This window comes from Thalassotalea coralli (genome assembly GCF_055786205.1).
Genome location: NZ_JBVVBK010000011.1, coordinates 1 through 16,787 on the forward strand (window position 1 = coordinate 1; position 16,787 = coordinate 16,787).

Genomic DNA, 16,787 nt, shown 5'->3' on the forward strand with positions numbered 1-16,787 from the left:
TAAACGAATCCAAAGGACAGCATTTATCATGCCTTTCTACTGCGTTATCGCTTATTTATGTGGAATAACCACACGGCATAAGCTCTGTCTTGTATAAAAACATGATAAATTGCTGCAAAAATAGCCTCGAAAGATCAACACGCCCTAGCAGCGCCTTTCAGTGCCACATGGATTCTCGTCTCTTTTTCGCGCGCATCCAATTTAATTCCCCCGCCTAAACCCTCAGCAATTAACTTGGCAGTGTATGTGCCCAGCCCTGTGCCGTTGACTTTGCCATGAGTAACATACTTGTCAAAGAAGCGATCTTGAATAGTGGTTGGAACAGCCCCGTCATTGGCAAAAGTAAGGATGTTAATATCGCCCTGCATTTTGTGAACCACCCGAATTTGGCTACTTTTAGGTGCTGCTTCTATCGCATTTAAATACAAATTGCTAAACAGGGTATAGAGTAAAATATCGTCACCTAAAACAATGGCCTGATCTTTAGTATCTAGGTTTACCGACAGATTTTTATCGTCGCGTTCTTTTTCGTGGTTTCCAGTCACTAGCTTTAATACTAGGTTTAAATCAACTGGTGACACATTTGGCTGAAAGTCTCTGTCTTCGAGTTTAACCATACCACTAAGTGATTCAACTAATCGCTCGATAGTCGTTTTCACTTTGTATAAAGCAAAACTTTCTCTAACTTGTGCGGAATCATGAAGGTGTTCAGATATTTCATCAAGCGTTTTCAAGGGAACTTGCATATGATCAAATAGCAGTCTTTCTAAGTCTGCTTTCAACGCATAGTTTTCGATATAGCCTTCTACTTGATCTTGTAATGCATTTTGTACTTCGATACTTCTTTTTTGATTAGCTACACGAGCTTGAAGTATTTTCGGATTAAAGGGCTTAGTAATATAATCGACCGCGCCCATTTGAAGGCCTTTTGCTATTTCCTCATCCTCAGATTTCGCAGTAAGGAATATAACAGGAATAGATTCAGTTAACGGGTTATCTTGCAAGGCTTGGAATACTTGATAACCATCCATTTCCGGCATCATTATATCCAACAGCACTAAATCAGGTGAGAAGTCTTCGCAAATCTCTAACGCTTTGGCGCCACTAGTGGCAAACCTTACTTTTCCCATGCCTTTTATTGTTTGTGCGGCAAAATCGATGTTAATGGGGTTATCGTCTACCACCAATATAGTAAATTCTTTCTTTTTAGGTTTGCTTCCGCGTTGAGAATATTGAGCGATACTCAATTGATGAAGACCTAAACCTGGTTCGCTCGAGACCTGCTGCTCAAATCGGGAATTAAGCGGTTGGTTGATGGCCTTGTCGACGTGTTTTTCAAAAATAGCGCGGCTAAACGGTTTAGCAATAAATTCTGAGACACCGGCTTGCAGCGCTTGCAAAACCGTTGATTGTTCAACTACCGAAGCACAAATGATAAAAGGTAGCTGCGCGGTTTCATCTCGCTCTCGACACCAAGATAATAGCGTCAGGCCTTCTCCGTCCTCTAAATCCCATTCCGAGACAATAACATCTGGCGTTGATTTTTCCAGTATGCGTTTAGCATCCACAACCTTAGTGGCGTGGAGAATGGTTTTCACCCCTAATTCTCGTAATATTTTTGCCTGAGCCTTTCTCAGATTGTCTGTCGGCTCTACCAACAAGGCAGATTTTCCAGTGTATTTTTGTTTTTGTGAAAACTGTTGCATCAACCAACCTCAATAATGTTTCAATTAAAGAGTAGAATATCTAAAACAAAATATCTTTATTACTTGTAAAGCAAGAAAAAGATATGTTCAATATAAATAGCGTTTGGCGAGAAAACGAACCGTTATGCGCTTGTTTGCCAGCTGCTCCGAAAGTTTGCATTAAATACCTGCTCTATCGGCATGAAACCAACACTTTTCGCTAGGTGTATTAACTTATCTTTGTTTAAAAAATACATGTGCTCACGACTAAGATCAATTAGATCGCGAGATTTCAAATCTTGTAATACTTCATTTACACGTGACCGAGATAAACTAGCCATAGTTGCAATCTGACTTTGAGATACGCATAGTGCAGCAACATTGTCACTTCCTTGTGGCATAACGTACTGGCTCAACCAAGCCAAAATAAATAGTACTTTTTCTTCCTTTTCACATCTTGAATACGCCAACGCATTTGCCCACCTAGGAGAAAAGTCATACGTAATTGCAAAAAGAAAACGATACACTTCAGGATAGTGTTTACATAACTTTTGCAACCCTTCTCTCGGAAAGAATACCAACTCAACTTCAATCAATTCTTCATGTGTTATCCACGTTGTATCAAAGATGTCGATACTAATAGCACCTAACCAGTCACCTTGGCCGACAATAACTGCCTGAGAAGATTTTTTATCTCTATTTAGCATGGCCATATAAGCTATGCCTTTTAGTAAAAAGCACGCTCCTTGAAGCTTTGATGCATAAGGAGGAAAACCAACGTGTTTGAGTCCCTTCGTTATTTTCGCAATCGATAACAAAGCATCTTGTGTTTGGTTGCTTAGCTCACATGGCCACAACACATACTGTTCATAGTTAAAACTAGGCATTTTCCGCGCTTCCTTGGTCAAAATTGAGGTTATTTGCCATTGAAAAGTTTTCTACATTTTTCTTAAAGCCATGAGAGCTTTAAATTAATTATAGATGCTGAACCCTTTAACACCCGATTCCTGTTGCTCTTTTTGCATCAGGTGTAAATATTTATCGTGTTTTACAGCAAAAAAATTATGCAGATTGAGAATAGATACAACAAATAAGGTAGCATTACCTAAACTTTACGGTGTACCTAACTGATTGCTGAGAGGCTAGTACTGAAGAGTAAGGATGAGATGATAAAAGAGTCATCAACGACTCTTTTATCAATGAGGGGTAATAATACTTAAAGTACGTCAGTTAACGCAAAACCAATACCTATTCGTTGTTGGTTATGATTGTAGTCGATTAAGCTTTCACCGTAGCCGTTGGTATATTGCACATAACCACGTAGGCGTCCCCAAACAGGAAAAGTAAAACCAAGCTCTAAAAACCCTTTATGTGTCGAGAAGTTTTCACGACCTTTAATAAAGGCCTCATACGAATCCCACTTGTACGCCATCGCTAATTCAAAATGGCCCATATAATCGAGGATATCTGGGTTATCATCACCAGCTGAGTCGAGAGGGTCTGTTTTTTCTTCTTCAGGTAAGCGATACCATGGACGAAATGACAGGGCAAAGTTGTCTTTTTCAAAAAGAAAATTAACATACGCTCGGTTCCAACTTCTCGACAATACATTACCGCGACCGTTGGATTGATGCTCTAAACCTACCACCAAGCCAGTGTTTCCTTCAAATGGCTGCCATTTTAGAGGTGTTATATAAAACACTTCTGGTTGATAGTTGGTTTCCCTAAATGGTTTGGAAATGTTTTTAGAGTAAATTTGCCACCAAGAATTTAAGGTGAAGCCAAAATACAAACCGTCACCTCTGGTGAACAAGTCTTGATATAACAGGGGTACCTTAATACTTAATTGAAATTTTGCTTCTGCGTCATCTAAGTTTTCCGGCCATGTCGGAAATACTTCATAAGCAGTTGTATTAATTTCATCGGTGCCAATGTAAGGCAAAATATAATTCATTTTATGCGGCGTAATTACATGAGGATCCTGCTCTGATAATCGCTCAGAGATGATTCTACGAGACAATACACCTAAATTGCGTGGCAATACTTCCTCTTCTTCTTCAATTTTGTTTTTTTCAGTTTTGATCAAACATTCCTTTTTAATTTCTTCTACGGTTTTTTCAGCAGACGACTTTTTTAAAGAACTTAACAAACAATGATCAAAGTCAGTAATGACGCTTTCTGCAAATACTGTAGTAGAGAATGCACCTAGTAGAAGTACCATGGATAGTCGGAGCATAAATTTCTCTCGCCTCTTATTTTTATTAATAAATTTTTATAAAACAAATAGCTAATTAACAATAATAGCTCAATTGTTTTACTTTTTAATTAAGCTTTTCAAAATTAATGTTTAAATTGTTACCTAACTTGCTGTTGTTTGACTATAGTTAAAATAAACACTATCACTCACTTCAAATTTATATATACGAATAAATTGTTAGGTGGTCTATGAAACAGGGGATGTGGCTTGTATTGCTTGCCTTTAGTGCGAGCTCTCTTGCTCAAACACAAATAGATAAATCGGCTAATCAACAAGATTCTTTAATAGAAGATTGGGGATTGTCTGCAATATCTATCCCGAAAACATCTTACAAAAGTGCAGACATATTAATGCAAGTTAATCAGTCAGAGCTGCAACAACAGTTCAATAAAAAACCTCTTGCACAAAAACAACTGGTAGCCATCGACGGACAAGCAGGTAAAATTAGTATTCACGGGGTAAGCAACATCGATAATGATAGTTTAGCCATGTCCAGCGATATTAGCCTTGATGAACAAAAAGCCATTAATCATGACGTTCAAGGTATGAACGCATTGTATCAATTAGGCTGGTTTAGTGCCGAAACGGGTGTATACCAAGATCAGAGTGAATTAAACCTCGGGCAAAACTTCTATTTGCAAAGTAATTTTTTATTGTATGAGAGAGAACATTTTCATGTCTCTATTATGGCAAGATTTGATGCAACGCAATTGGATGGTGTCCCAGCTATAACGCTTAATCAACATCAGCAATACAATTCATTCGTTAGTCAAAAATCGTTAGGATTGATTACCACCTATACACTTGGCAATGCTTGGACTATTCATGGCTCGATCAGAGCAAACTCCTTTGACCATGATTTAAATCCCGCATTGCCCGGTGAAGATGACGCTAAAGCCAGTGTTGGCGCAACGTTTTCCTTTTAGAGAGCACCTTTAGACTACCGTTAGCGACGATTATGCTGTTCGCTGGTTGAAGTCTTTTTCTTTAAGTATGTACCCTTTTCCCCATACGGTTTCAATTAATGTCTCTGACATGCCACGTGACAATAACTTATCTCTTAATCGAGAAATACGTACATCGACGGTTCTTTCCGAACCATTGTATTCTCTGCCGAGCAGCACATTGTAGATAGTATCTCGTGTCATCACTCGTCCAGCATTACGTAATAATAATGCTAACAGTTGGAACTCAAAAGAACTCAACTTAACACCAGCACCTTGAACCGTACAAGAGTTTGCTTGGGGATTAAGCTCTACATCACCAACGCGAAAAACACTTGGCGCATCTAAACTATTTTGAACAGGCTGTCGTCTAAACAAAGCGTGAATGCGTGCTTTTAATATGGCCGGTGAAACTGGCTTAATAAGATAATCGTCGGCACCTAAATTTAGCGCAGTCACTTGCTCTTCTTCACGTTCATGGGCCGTCAAAATAAGTAGAGGCCCTGAATAAACTTCTCGAACTAAGTGACATACTTGAAAACCGTCAAGTCCTGGTAGCCCTAGATCTAAGACCACTAAATCAGGTTGAACTTTGCCGACTTCTTGTTGTGCTGTATCGCCACGGTAGCATTGATGAACATTGAGACCTTCTTTCTCTAATGTCGACTTAATCAACATAGAAACCATGCGATCATCTTCAATTAACAACACACTTCTAACTTTTGCGACACCATCGGTTGCCTTTGCAGAGTCAAACATAATGCCTCCTACGACTTATACAATATTGTAAAGATTATAGTGAACTTGCTGACCCGCTTGTGTTATTGATTGCTGCACGCGCGTAACGAATTGTAATCACCACATTCCTAGCGCATTGTATTCTAACGATTTAAACTCTTGGATCTGTCTCCTTAAGAACACTTCTAGAACTATTTTGCTGAAAAAATTGATATAAGTTAGGTAGATGTTGCCATTTAGCCAGTTCTCTAAATGTTGCCCAGTCCAGCAAACACCACAAGCAAACCGACGGGTAATGCCACTCGGCAAAAGCACCTTTTGCTACTTCTTCATCGAGTACAGCAAGAACCGTATCGACACGTTCACGCTGTAAATTAAAGAACAGTGCGTCTTGCATGGTATCAACGTCGCTGCGACTCAAAATCAGCATAGAAACCAATGAATCATTCACTGAATCGATTAACGTCAATAGGTTTTCTTGATCCCAACTAAGTGCTGGATCTTGATATTTGTCAGCTAAATAGCGAAAAATTACCCGTGAGTCATAGATACATTTATCGTTGTCCAATAAGGCGGGAACTTTCTTAGCAGGGTTGTTTTCGGTGAGTAACTTTCGATCTTCGTCAGCAAAGATATCAAGATTTACGAATTGATAATCTTTGTTCTCTAAATAAACGCGCAGTCGTCTAACAAATGGTGAAGTCGTCGAACCTAATAATTTCATCATGTGGCCTACAATACAAATAGTTGAAAGTAGGCCAGAGTATAATGCCAATCATGTAATTGGAATACTGGCGTATTAATATTTTATCAGTAATACGCCCTTATTTTAGATAGTGGTTTAAAACAATTCGTCTGCTATATCAAACATAGGAGCAGAACCCGCTTTAATCGCCAGAATTAGCGATTGAGTACGCGGCAATAGGCGGGCAAAGTAGTATTTTGCAGTCACTATTTTACTTTGATGGAAATCATTGTCTTGATCCATATTATCTTTCGACACACGAACCATTTTCGCCCATACATAAGCCATCGCCACGTAACCAAATACATGTAAGTAGTCATTAGCGGCTGTACCTAAAATTTCAGTATCTTGTTGCGCTTGTGTCAGCACAAACTCTGTAATTTGTTGTAAGTCGTTTACCGCAGCTTGTAGTGGCTGAATAAATTCTGCCATGTCTTCACCCTGCTCTTGTGCAATAAATGCAGCGACATCCGTCAAAAACGGTTTAATTAGCTCACCTTTACTGCCTGCAACTTTACGTGCCAACAAATCCATAGCCTGGATACCGTTAGTGCCTTCATAAATTTGAGCAATACGCGCGTCACGAACAAGTTGTTCTTGGCCCCATTCACGAATAAAGCCATGACCACCGAATATTTGCTGACCTGCTACCGTATTATCAAAGCCCATGTCAGTAAAGAACGCTTTGGCAATAGGAGTCATCAGTGCTACCAGTTGATCAGCTGTTGCTTGAGCTTCGCCTTCACCATAGGTCGCAATATCTAATTGGTTAGCAATGTACATCGAAAGCGCACGAGAACCTTCATTTAGTGCTTTCATGTTTAACAACATACGACGAACATCACCATGCACCATAATGGAGTCAGCAGCTTTATCAGGTGATTTTGTGCCTGTTAGAGAACGGCTTTGAATGCGATCTTTCGCATATTCTAATGCCGCTTGATAAGAGCGAACACTTGCTCCTAGACCTTGAATACCAACGCCAATACGCTCAAAGTTCATCATGGTAAACATGCAAGCTAAACCTTTGTTCAGCTCACCTACCAGATAACCTTCTGCATCATCAAAATTCATCACACAAGTTGCTGATGCATGGATTCCCATTTTATGTTCGATAGCACCACAAGATACATGGTTAAACTCGCCTACCGACTCATCGTCATTCACTTTATATTTCGGTACTAAGAATAAAGAAATTCCACGAGGACCGGCTGGCGCATCGGGTAACTTAGCCAAAACTAAGTGAACAATGTTTTCTGCTAAATCATGTTCACCGGCAGTAATAAAAATTTTATTACCAGTAATTCGATAACTGCCATCTTCTTGTGGAATCGCTTTTGTGCGGATCATACCTAAGTCGGTGCCAGCGTGAGACTCAGTTAAACACATAGTTGCTGTCCACTCACCTGAGTACATGCGAGTCAAATAGCGCTCTTTTAATTCTTCACTGGCGTGTTTAGCTAAAGATAAAGCGGCACCAGCGGTTAAACCTGGGTACAGAGAGAAAGAAATATCAGCAGAACAAAGCATTTCTTCGTGTAACGAAGTAATAGCTTTTGGCATCCCCATACCACCGTAGTTAACATCGCCGCCAAGCGCTGTCCATCCACCTTCAACATAGGTGTTGAACGCTTCTTTATAACCTGGAGCTGTTGTAACTTTACCATCGTCAAAGCTAACACCTATTTCATCGCCTTCACGCGTTAATGGTGCCAATACCTGCTCTGAGATTTTTGCACACTCAGACAGAATTGCTTGAGAAGTTTCTTTGTCTACGTGCTCAGCCAGACCTGGCAAGGTCTGCCACGTTTTATCAACTTGAAACACATCCCATAACAAATAATTCATATCTTTTAACGGCGCTTGATACTCAGCCATAAGGTCACCCTGAATTTAAACAATCATTTCAAACATATGTTTGAATATATACAAATTACTGAAAATGTAAAGTAAGGATAGACAATTTACTTGTTCTTGCCTGCTTACTTGCCTAAAGTGAAAAGGTAAGAGAAAAAATGCAGAAGTAGGTACGATGATATTACTCAAAAAAGTAACAAAGAAAGCTTTGATTATATTAAGTTTATTGAGTGTATCTGTTGTTTCCAGCACTAATGCTAAACAGGTATCTTTCACCAAAAAACGTATAGATGACGGCTATCAGTTTAGCTATGTGTGGCGTGATGTTAAACAACAAACACAACGTTTATCTTTTACCTTATCCAACGAACAATTATTTGATAGGTATAGAAATTTTGGTGAATATCATCCCAGGATAGCACAAGAATTCGTCAATAATGCTTTACGCCGCTATGTTGTCACAAATCCTACGCCTGGCGTTTATGTGGTGTTAGATAACCCCGAACAAGGGCAAATTTCCGCAAAGATCAGAGGTAAAGACAACAAACTGATCCAAGAAACCGAACAAAAGCTACAAAACTTAGGGCAGGAATTTAAAAAGAGTTACTTAGATAAAATTTATTATCACGAATTTGTTACACCAGATAATGACATTGCGGTAAAACCAGATCACCCTCGTATCGCCATGGAATCAGTCGATGACTTTAAACTGCTTAAAGACACGATTATCGAAAAAGCGTCGATAAAAAATATTCGGCGAGTCACTAACTTTGTCTTAGGGTTTGTTCAGAATATTCCTTATTCCACGCTTGAATCTAGGCTAACTTCCTCCGGTGCAGGCTTTAACCCGCCAACAAAATTGCTATGGGAAAACCAAGGAGATTGCGACAGTAAAGTCACCCTAACCGCCTCTTTATTGCGAATGCTGATGCCGCGAATAAAAATGGCGATGGTATTTATCGAAGGTCATGCCTTGATAGGTGTTGAATTAATGCCAAAAGCGGGAGATGAGTACATTGAACACAATGGTGTATTTTATGTGTTAGCAGAGCCTACTGGGCCTGCTCTGTTAGAAATAGGTACTATTGATGAAGAATCGAGCATAGCCATTAACAGTGGCTATTATTCTCTCAATTTATTTCATGCTGAAAATAACGAAACGGAAGGCGATACGCCTTCCGAATAACTGTTTACTCAACAAAGAAATGGGCCTTTACACCATGTCGGCAAAAGGATTTTCTTTAGGTAACGGAATAGTTTTCGCTTGGCCTGACATTCCAATAGCATCAGTGCTCAATTCAATATCATCATCAGTTAACACGCCGTTGCCAAATCGATAAATTAACTCAAATTCACCATTGTCGGCTTTTTCTTGATAAGCATGTTGCGCTTGTTGCACACCAGAAAGTTTTTCTTGGTATTGCGCATGAGCATCATCACCATGTCTTTTCGCCATCATCGACAATGTCACTTTCGGCGACAACAGCGTTGCTGTAGCATTGTTACCACCAAAGCCTTTCGAGTTAATAAATGCCACGTCCATATCGTCACAAACCCAATGGTCAGTAGCGATATTTAAACGCTCGGCATAAACATCATCAGCAACTTTATCGATAGTCGTTATACCGGGCATGATGTTATGAGAAAACACGCCTAATGCCCAAGCTACTTGGTCACCACTAGCAGGACCAATTGTATGGCCTACATATGCTTTAGGCGCGGCTACTGGCCAGCTAGTAATATCAAATGACTCAGCAATACGGTGATAAATAAGTGACTCTGTTACTCTGTTTTGTGGCGTACTTGAGCCGTGCGCCAAAATAAAACTGCGCTTTTGAACGGCTTCTTCACCCAAAATGCTTACCGCTAACGATACAGATTTAGCCATAGTGACATAGTTACCAGGGCCTGGAGCGGTAATCGATTTCTTGATGCCATCAGCATTGGTGTAAACATCAGCAATAGAGCCTAATACATTAGCGCCCATTTCCATCGCTAAACTGTCGTCCATCAACACTAGGAACTGCGCTGCTTCACCGATAGTAAAACCACAGTTATCACCAAATGGACGGCTTGTACGACGATGATTAGCTTCACCTTCGGTAATACCGTCTAACTTTTTAAGCCCTTCTTCATTTGCCAAAGCACTCATGTTACCGAAACCTTCGATAACTTCAGGCGTTACCGAACAATCGTTACTGCCAACAATCGCTAAACGAATACGACCTGACTGAATATCATTAACCGCTGCTTTTAAGTTATATAAGAAAGTTGCACAAGCGCCCGTAGATGTAAAAGTAGTACCAACACTACCTGTGACATAAGCATTGATAAAATCTGTCGACATAGTGTTTAAACCTAAAGCAAGGTTTTTAGTGGTTACGCGATCCCCTTTTAAACGGTTTTGCATCATGCCGCCCAACCCTTCTGATTGCATTTGACCAAATACAGAAGCAGAATAGGTCCCAATTTGATCTGGGTTTACTTTGTCAGCCAATGTTTGCCAGCTAAACCCTGTCGAATGAATCGCATCAGCAGCGCCAAAAATTGTTGCTTGCAAGCCGCGAGGTTGATAACGACTATTGTATAGGGTTGCAGGGTTAAAGCCTGTTGGAAATTGGCCCGCCGCTTTAATTGGGTTGTCACGAGTTGAGTCGTGTTTAACCTCTAAAGTCCCTTCGATTTTAACTTCGACCGTTTTCTCGTCAATGTCTGTTAGTTGCCAAGTTCTTGGCAAAGGTTGAGGCAAATCGCGCTTTCTTGCGGTAAATACAACTGAGTCCTCTTTTGTCTCAAAAGTAACTTTTTGCTGCCACGCCGTTGCATCGGGATCAAAGTGCTCTTTCTCAATTTTACGAATCAAGGTACCCGCTAGGATTTGTTCACCAAAACGTTGTTCAATATCACCACGAGCGACTTCATTGTTGTCTTGGTCTACATACTTACCATCTTCAAACTTCACTAGCTGCATTAAAGTTGCTAAGCCAACAAAGGTTTCTTGGCGCGCTTCTGCGTTTAATTTTTCTAATACAATTCGGCGAAAGCCTTGATGAAATGAAGTTCGACCTGCGGCGTTAATACCACCCATGCCAACAATAACAGGTAACGATGTCATACGATTTATCTCTATTAAGATGCAAACTAATTGAACACAGTGTAAAAACTTTGTTGATAAATTAATTGTTCAATTTAGCCATATACTGTGCCATTATGGCCAAATGAAGCAAAGTAGCACGAATTCAATCCCTAAAGTCAGTATCGCCTTAGTGTTATACGACCATATGTTGGCAACTAGTGTCAGTCTACCTGTTGAAATGTTGCGCGCAGGTGAAGCGGCTGGTATTCGTGAAAATCCAAATGCCCCTCGATTATCTATTCAAATGGTGGCCGAGCAACGTAAACCTGTCGCCACTCGGGCATTAATTCGCTTACTACCAGATGTTGATGTAGATAACGCCCAAGATCCTGACTTTATCGTCATTCCAAGTTTGTGGCGTAACCCTAGGCCATTGCTGAGAAAGCATCCCAAATTGATCCAATGGTTAAAATCTCAATGGCAAACAGGCAGTACATTAATTGGTGGTGGCACAGGTGTTTGTTTTATGGCTGAGGCTGGAGTCCTCGATGGTAGACCAGCAACTACCCATTGGCATTATGTCGCGCAATTTCAACGCGATTACCCAAACATCGCATTGAAGCCCGACTTCTTTATTACCCAATCAGAACGGGTTTACTGCGCCGCCAGCTTAAATGCACTAGCTGATATTGTTGTTCATCTGATAGACCAAATTTACGGAAAGTTTGCCGCTCAAACGGTTGAGCGTAATTTTTCACATGAAATTAGGCGACCATACGAAGAGCAGCGTTATTTAGAAGGTGCTGCAGATAGACATAGTGATGAGCTTATCAGTCAAATTCAGTTTTGGATGCAAACCAACTTAAAAACAGATATTTCTTTAGCTGATTTAGCGGCACAATTTGGCATTAGTCAGCGAACGTTTACCCGAAGGTTTAAAGCCGCAAATGGCATCAATGCCATGCAATACTGGCAACAACTAAGACTCGAAGCGGCTAAAGAGTTGTTATCTTCCAGCAATTTATCGATACAAGAAGTGGCTTACCATGTTGGCTATCAAGATCAGAGTCACTTTACTCGTTTATTTAAAAAAGAACTTAACATTACCCCGAAAGACTATCGAATTGTCGCTAAGAAAAAGTTGTTCAGCGCTCAGTAGTTTTAATTAACAAGGCAAATTTTGCGTAGTCATTATCTTTAGCTCATGGCACACTATAGCCAATTAAGAATGACCAATTAGGAACACTATGAGCGATAACGCACTAGCTCAATCACAACTGAGCCAAATGTTACAACTTCAAGATGCCATGAACACACGTGTCAGCGACACATGGCGAGAGAACGGTTACGAGTGGTACCGTGCTATTTGGGTAGAGTGTGCAGAAATGTTAGATCACTATGGTTGGAAATGGTGGAAGCATCAAGAAGTTGATGTTGCTCAAGTACAGTTAGAGTTAGTCGATATTTTCCATTTTGGCTTAAGCTTACGTTTAATGACAGGTGCTTCTGCCGAAGCTATCGCTGACGAGTTAGCGAATGAATTAACCCATAAAAGCGATCAAGCAGACTTTAAAATTGCGTTAGAAGAATTAGCCTCAAGTGCAGTTAGCAATAAGGCGTTTAACGCGCAAGCATTCGCTGATTGCATGCGTTTAATGGACATGGATTTAACCGAGCTTTTCCGTCAGTACGTGGGTAAAAACACGTTAAACTTCTTCCGCCAAGACCACGGCTACAAAGATGGTAGCTACATAAAAATTTGGAACGGTGCAGAAGACAACGAAGTACTAGCTGAAGTGGTGACACAACTAGATCCAAGCGATGCAGACTTCCAAAAAGCCGTATACAACGCACTTAAAGATAAATACCCTGCTTAAAAATTTGGTCTTTTACACCACAAAAAAAGAGGCTTAATAGCCTCTTTTTTCTTTTACGAAAACCAGTTTAGCACTGCAATACGTGCCTAACATCCGCTTCCAATTTCGTTAAACCTGCTTGTAGTCCATGTGCTAAGGCTACTGAATTGTCGATATCGTTTAACCAGTAATCGGCAAGTGCCACTAACGCCCCCACTCTATTGCCACTGGCACAGTGGACTAAAATAGGTTGCCCCAAGTTGACGATAGATTGGTACTGCTCAGCAGCAGTTTTAGAGTAGCTGGCAATATCCGTTAAAGGAATTAGGTGATATTCCATGCCTAATTCTTTCACCAAACATGGTTCATCATAATTTATTGCTTCTGTTTCAGGCCTTAAATTAACAATATGCTTAATACCTAAATCTTTTAATATAGCTAAATCATTTTCGCTAGGTTGGCCACCAACAATTAGCTTCTCGTTCGGCACTAAGGTATTAATCATGTCTAACTGTTGAGTAATTTGTTCTACGTTCATGATGCGATCCTACCTAGCTTGCTTTTGACTTATTTGTCATCACTTGTGCGACTTTAATACCGACAACCATAGCCGCCACAAAAATAAAAGTTTCTTGCTGTAGTAATACCAACCCAGCCAGTGCAGGGCCTGGGCAGTAACCTACTAAGCCCCAGCCGATACCAAAGATACTGGCACCAAGGACAAGTTTCTTATCGACATCAGTTTTTTCTGGCAAAGAAAATTTGCCCGTAAATAAAGGTGACTTTTTCTTAAAAACGATCGGGTAACCTATCGTCGTGACCAATAAAGCGCCGCCCATTACGAACATAAGAGCAGGATCCCAGTTTCCTAGAAAATCCAAAAAGTTTAAAACAACTGTCGGGTTTATCATGGCAGACACAGAAAGGCCTAAGCCAAATAAAACCCCTGAAATCAATACAAGTATTAGTTTCATCGATGGCTCCTATGAAAATACGTGTCTAACAAGAAAAACAGTAACAATGGCCGCAAACATAAAGATGCAAGTGGCGATAATTGAACGTTTTGAAAATCGACCAATGCCGCAGACACCGTGGCCACTTGTACAACCGCTTCCTAAATAGGTACCAAAACCAACTAAGAAGCCACCAATAACCAATAGCCAAGTTGCCGGAGCGTCTCTAAAAGGTAAGTCAAAGCCAATCGTTGCTTGATAGATGAATGCGCCTAGCAATAAGCCAACTAAAAATACCCATCGCCAGCTATCACTAGCACCTGTTTTTGATAAAGCTTGTCCTAAAATGCCGCTAATACCGGCAATTCGACCAATAGCTAACATCAACAAAAGCGCTGAGCTACCGATGAGCAATCCGCCAACTAAAGCGGAGGTGAAAGGAAAAAAATCGTTCATTTAGTTACTCCTCAACTAAGCTTTTGGTAAAACAATGGGCGCTTTCATATACGACTTTCCATTAGCCTCAGGCTCAGGAATGTGACCCGCGTCTACATTTATCTGGACAGAAGGATAAAGCAGCTTAGGTACAGCTAGTTGAGCATCGCGTGATGTTCTAAAAGAAATAAAATCTTGCTCGCTATTACCGTCATGCACGTGAATATTTTGTTGTCGTTGTTCCGCTATAGAAACCTGACATACTGGCTCTCTATCGCCACTTGGGTAGTCATGACATAAGAACAAGCGCGTATTTTCTGGCAAAGAAAGAATGCGTTGAATAGAAGAATAAAGCATTGATGCATCGCCACCCGGAAAGTCACATCGTGCTGTTCCAACTTCAGGGTGGAACATAGTGTCCCCAATAAAGGCTGCGTCACCAATTAAATAAGTCACGCTATCATTCGTATGACCTGGCGTTTCCAACACAGTGATATTCATCTTACCAACGGAAAATTGCTCGCCATCAGTGAAACAGCGATCAAATTGCGAACCGTCAGTTTTGAAACTTTCTGGTAGGTTAAAGACGTCTTTAAATGTCGTTTGAACTTTGGCAATACCGGCACCAATGGCGACATCAGCGCCTGTTTTTTCTTTAATGTATTGTGCGGCGGTTAGATGGTCTGCATGGGCATGAGTTTCCAACACCCATTTAACAGCTAACCCATTGCTCTTGATATACTCAAGCACAAGATTGGCAGATCGGTAATCAATCTGACCCGATGGCTGATCAAAATCCATAACAGGATCAATAACAACGGCGTTTTTTGACTGCTCGTCGTAAACCACATAAGTAAAAGTAAATGTGGCAGGATCAAAAAAGGACTTCACCTCTGGTTGCATGAAAACTCTCCAAACATAACATTCTCTTCTAGTCTAGAACTAGACATTATATTAGTCAATGCTAATTTAGAATTTACTTATTTAGAGTTTGCTGATATAAATAATACAGTTTTTATAGTTATTGAGATTCTCGCTAATGGACACCGCAGAGTTAATTGCAAGTGCAAAGCATACCGCAGGTTTACTGAAACTGATGTCGAATGAAAATCGCTTGATGATCCTATGTACGTTAATGAATCAAGAAATGTCGGTGAGTGAATTAAATGATCACATTCCATTGAGTCAATCAGCTTTGTCTCAACATTTAGCGGTATTAAGAAAGGAAGAAGTTGTGACAACAAGAAGAGAATCACAAACCATATACTATCAAGTGGCAAATCAAGATGTCGTTAAAATCATCCAGACATTGCACGATTTGTTTTGCCCCAAGTAAAACAGGTTTGAATCTAAATTCTTAGGAGACATGTTAGGTGGTATCTATTTTTGGTTGGTTAGGTGCAATTTTAATTGGTGTTAGTTTGGGCTTGCTTGGCTCAGGAGGCTCCATTTTAACTGTACCTGTTTTACTGTACTTGTTTGATCAACCAGAACGCCTTGCCATCGCCAGCTCCCTTGCAATTGTTGGCCTTATAGCGCTATCAGGCGCTATTCCCTATATTGTAAAGAAACAGGTCAACTGGCGCTGTATTTGGTTATTTGGCTTACCAGGAATGGCTGGAACCTATGCAGGCGCATATCTCTCTCAATTTGTAGAACCCGCAGTTCAGCTCATTACCTTTGCTGTTGTTATGTTATTGGCTTCTTTTTTCATGTTACGCAAAAGCAAACAGCAAACATCTGAACAAAACCGTGGTAATAGCAAAATAATTATAGATGGACTCATCGTTGGCGTTCTTACCGGCTTTGTCGGTGTCGGCGGTGGTTTTCTCATTGTTCCTGCTTTGGTATTAATGGCTGGCTTACCTATGCTTTCAGCAGTAGGCACGAGTTTAGTCATTATATTCTTAAAGTCAGCGACAGGCTTTTATAAATACCTAGATGTACTTGCCAAAGAAAATATTGAGCTTAACTGGCAGGTTATCATTTTAGTCACGTTACTTGGTGCTATCGGCAGTTTTACCGGCAGTAAAATCGCTAATAAAATATCTCAACAACATTTGAAAAAAGGCTTTGCCTACTTCTTAGTGCCCATGGCAGCCTTCATTATTTGGCAAAACATAGACAAAATACTTTAACGATCAAAATAGCGATCCTCAGATCTAAAGATCAGTTGGCATAATATCTGCTTTGTTATATTCAAAAAGTTTTACGTCAATTTTTTGAATACTGGAGTCCCTT

Annotated in this window: 17 protein-coding genes; 6 read left to right on the forward strand and 11 right to left on the reverse strand. The window is 40.3% G+C overall.

Annotated elements, in window-relative coordinates:
- Positions 1-134 precede the first annotated feature (134 nt).
- The 3 genes from ACOB80_RS20055 to ACOB80_RS20065 all read right to left on the reverse strand — a co-directional run bounded on the left by ACOB80_RS20055 (position 135) and on the right by ACOB80_RS20065 (position 3,921).
- Entirely contained in the window at positions 135-1,706 is a 1,572-nt protein-coding gene (locus ACOB80_RS20055; protein ID WP_473167659.1) for an ATP-binding response regulator, read from the reverse strand.
- 122 nt (positions 1,707-1,828) lie between these two features.
- Positions 1,829-2,572, reverse strand: a complete 744-nt coding sequence (locus ACOB80_RS20060) for a Crp/Fnr family transcriptional regulator (protein ID WP_473167660.1) — start codon at positions 2,570-2,572, stop codon at positions 1,829-1,831.
- Between the two features lie 329 nt (positions 2,573-2,901).
- Positions 2,902-3,921, reverse strand: a complete 1,020-nt coding sequence (locus ACOB80_RS20065) for a phospholipase A (protein WP_473167661.1) — start codon at positions 3,919-3,921, stop codon at positions 2,902-2,904.
- A 209-nt stretch (positions 3,922-4,130) separates the two neighbouring features.
- On the opposite strand from ACOB80_RS20065, the gene ACOB80_RS20070 reads away from it, so the two are divergent.
- The gene (locus ACOB80_RS20070) at positions 4,131-4,868 is read left to right on the forward strand and encodes a hypothetical protein (RefSeq protein ID WP_473167662.1); all 738 of its coding nucleotides are present in this window, start codon (positions 4,131-4,133) and stop codon (positions 4,866-4,868) included.
- 30 nt (positions 4,869-4,898) lie between these two features.
- Here the strand turns inward: ACOB80_RS20070 and ACOB80_RS20075 are convergent, their stop codons facing one another.
- From ACOB80_RS20075 to ACOB80_RS20085, 3 genes are all read right to left on the reverse strand, one after another.
- Positions 4,899-5,645: a response regulator transcription factor gene (locus ACOB80_RS20075; RefSeq protein WP_473167663.1), complete on the reverse strand. Its 747-nt coding sequence runs from the start codon at positions 5,643-5,645 to the stop codon at positions 4,899-4,901.
- 130 nt (positions 5,646-5,775) lie between these two features.
- Positions 5,776-6,351, reverse strand: a complete 576-nt coding sequence (locus tag ACOB80_RS20080) for a glutathione S-transferase family protein (RefSeq protein WP_473167664.1) — start codon at positions 6,349-6,351, stop codon at positions 5,776-5,778.
- A 114-nt stretch (positions 6,352-6,465) separates the two neighbouring features.
- The gene (locus ACOB80_RS20085) at positions 6,466-8,247 is read right to left on the reverse strand and encodes an acyl-CoA dehydrogenase C-terminal domain-containing protein (RefSeq protein ID WP_473167665.1); all 1,782 of its coding nucleotides are present in this window, start codon (positions 8,245-8,247) and stop codon (positions 6,466-6,468) included.
- Positions 8,248-8,401: 154 nt separating this feature from the next.
- On the opposite strand from ACOB80_RS20085, the gene ACOB80_RS20090 reads away from it, so the two are divergent.
- The gene (locus ACOB80_RS20090) at positions 8,402-9,412 is read left to right on the forward strand and encodes a hypothetical protein (protein WP_473167666.1); all 1,011 of its coding nucleotides are present in this window, start codon (positions 8,402-8,404) and stop codon (positions 9,410-9,412) included.
- A gap of 27 nt (positions 9,413-9,439) precedes the next feature.
- On the opposite strand, the gene ACOB80_RS20095 is transcribed toward ACOB80_RS20090, so the two are convergent.
- Positions 9,440-11,341: a beta-ketoacyl synthase gene (locus ACOB80_RS20095; protein ID WP_473167667.1), complete on the reverse strand. Its 1,902-nt coding sequence runs from the start codon at positions 11,339-11,341 to the stop codon at positions 9,440-9,442.
- A gap of 103 nt (positions 11,342-11,444) precedes the next feature.
- Between ACOB80_RS20095 and ACOB80_RS20100 the strand changes: the two genes are divergently transcribed.
- Together ACOB80_RS20100 and ACOB80_RS20105 are read left to right on the forward strand one after the other, a co-directional pair.
- Positions 11,445-12,461: a GlxA family transcriptional regulator gene (locus tag ACOB80_RS20100; RefSeq protein WP_473167668.1), complete on the forward strand. Its 1,017-nt coding sequence runs from the start codon at positions 11,445-11,447 to the stop codon at positions 12,459-12,461.
- Positions 12,462-12,549: 88 nt separating this feature from the next.
- Complete coding sequence (locus tag ACOB80_RS20105; RefSeq protein ID WP_473167669.1) at positions 12,550-13,179, forward strand: dUTP diphosphatase; 630 nt, start codon at positions 12,550-12,552, stop codon at positions 13,177-13,179.
- 67 nt (positions 13,180-13,246) lie between these two features.
- On the opposite strand, the gene ACOB80_RS20110 is transcribed toward ACOB80_RS20105, so the two are convergent.
- The 4 genes from ACOB80_RS20110 to ACOB80_RS20125 are packed head-to-tail and all read right to left on the reverse strand — an operon-like array spanning position 13,247 to position 15,449.
- A complete protein-coding gene (locus ACOB80_RS20110; RefSeq protein WP_473167670.1) occupies positions 13,247-13,696 on the reverse strand; it encodes a protein tyrosine phosphatase family protein in 450 nt (149 codons plus the stop codon).
- Between the two features lie 13 nt (positions 13,697-13,709).
- On the reverse strand, positions 13,710-14,132 hold the full coding sequence (locus ACOB80_RS20115) for a DUF6691 family protein (RefSeq protein ID WP_473167671.1): 423 nt from the start codon (positions 14,130-14,132) through the stop codon (positions 13,710-13,712).
- Positions 14,133-14,141: 9 nt separating this feature from the next.
- On the reverse strand, positions 14,142-14,567 hold the full coding sequence (locus ACOB80_RS20120; protein WP_473167672.1) for a YeeE/YedE family protein: 426 nt from the start codon (positions 14,565-14,567) through the stop codon (positions 14,142-14,144).
- 15 nt (positions 14,568-14,582) lie between these two features.
- Complete coding sequence (locus tag ACOB80_RS20125) at positions 14,583-15,449, reverse strand: MBL fold metallo-hydrolase (protein WP_473167673.1); 867 nt, start codon at positions 15,447-15,449, stop codon at positions 14,583-14,585.
- A gap of 136 nt (positions 15,450-15,585) precedes the next feature.
- On the opposite strand from ACOB80_RS20125, the gene ACOB80_RS20130 reads away from it, so the two are divergent.
- The gene (locus ACOB80_RS20130; protein ID WP_473167674.1) at positions 15,586-15,882 is read left to right on the forward strand and encodes an ArsR/SmtB family transcription factor; all 297 of its coding nucleotides are present in this window, start codon (positions 15,586-15,588) and stop codon (positions 15,880-15,882) included.
- A gap of 37 nt (positions 15,883-15,919) precedes the next feature.
- Positions 15,920-16,684, forward strand: a complete 765-nt coding sequence (locus tag ACOB80_RS20135; RefSeq protein ID WP_473167675.1) for a sulfite exporter TauE/SafE family protein — start codon at positions 15,920-15,922, stop codon at positions 16,682-16,684.
- Positions 16,685-16,787: the final 103 nt, after the last annotated feature.

Bases quoted from the DNA above. Each gene is read 5' to 3' on its own strand.
- ACOB80_RS20070 (WP_473167662.1), top strand. From the start codon at position 4,131: ATGAAACAGGGGATGTGGCTTGTATTGCTTGCCTTTAGTGCGAGCTCT.
- ACOB80_RS20130 (WP_473167674.1), top strand. From the start codon at position 15,586: ATGGACACCGCAGAGTTAATTGCAAGTGCAAAGCATACCGCAGGTTTA.
- ACOB80_RS20120 (WP_473167672.1), bottom strand. From the start codon at position 14,567: ATGAACGATTTTTTTCCTTTCACCTCCGCTTTAGTTGGCGGATTGCTC.
- ACOB80_RS20085 (WP_473167665.1), bottom strand. From the start codon at position 8,247: ATGGCTGAGTATCAAGCGCCGTTAAAAGATATGAATTATTTGTTATGG.
- ACOB80_RS20055 (WP_473167659.1), bottom strand. From the start codon at position 1,706: ATGCAACAGTTTTCACAAAAACAAAAATACACTGGAAAATCTGCCTTG.
- ACOB80_RS20060 (WP_473167660.1), bottom strand. From the start codon at position 2,572: ATGCCTAGTTTTAACTATGAACAGTATGTGTTGTGGCCATGTGAGCTA.
- ACOB80_RS20065 (WP_473167661.1), bottom strand. From the start codon at position 3,921: ATGCTCCGACTATCCATGGTACTTCTACTAGGTGCATTCTCTACTACA.
- ACOB80_RS20090 (WP_473167666.1), top strand. From the start codon at position 8,402: ATGATATTACTCAAAAAAGTAACAAAGAAAGCTTTGATTATATTAAGT.
- ACOB80_RS20075 (WP_473167663.1), bottom strand. From the start codon at position 5,645: ATGTTTGACTCTGCAAAGGCAACCGATGGTGTCGCAAAAGTTAGAAGT.
- ACOB80_RS20080 (WP_473167664.1), bottom strand. From the start codon at position 6,351: ATGATGAAATTATTAGGTTCGACGACTTCACCATTTGTTAGACGACTG.
- ACOB80_RS20125 (WP_473167673.1), bottom strand. From the start codon at position 15,449: ATGCAACCAGAGGTGAAGTCCTTTTTTGATCCTGCCACATTTACTTTT.
- ACOB80_RS20100 (WP_473167668.1), top strand. From the start codon at position 11,445: ATGAAGCAAAGTAGCACGAATTCAATCCCTAAAGTCAGTATCGCCTTA.
- ACOB80_RS20115 (WP_473167671.1), bottom strand. From the start codon at position 14,132: ATGAAACTAATACTTGTATTGATTTCAGGGGTTTTATTTGGCTTAGGC.
- ACOB80_RS20105 (WP_473167669.1), top strand. From the start codon at position 12,550: ATGAGCGATAACGCACTAGCTCAATCACAACTGAGCCAAATGTTACAA.
- ACOB80_RS20095 (WP_473167667.1), bottom strand. From the start codon at position 11,341: ATGACATCGTTACCTGTTATTGTTGGCATGGGTGGTATTAACGCCGCA.
- ACOB80_RS20110 (WP_473167670.1), bottom strand. From the start codon at position 13,696: ATGAACGTAGAACAAATTACTCAACAGTTAGACATGATTAATACCTTA.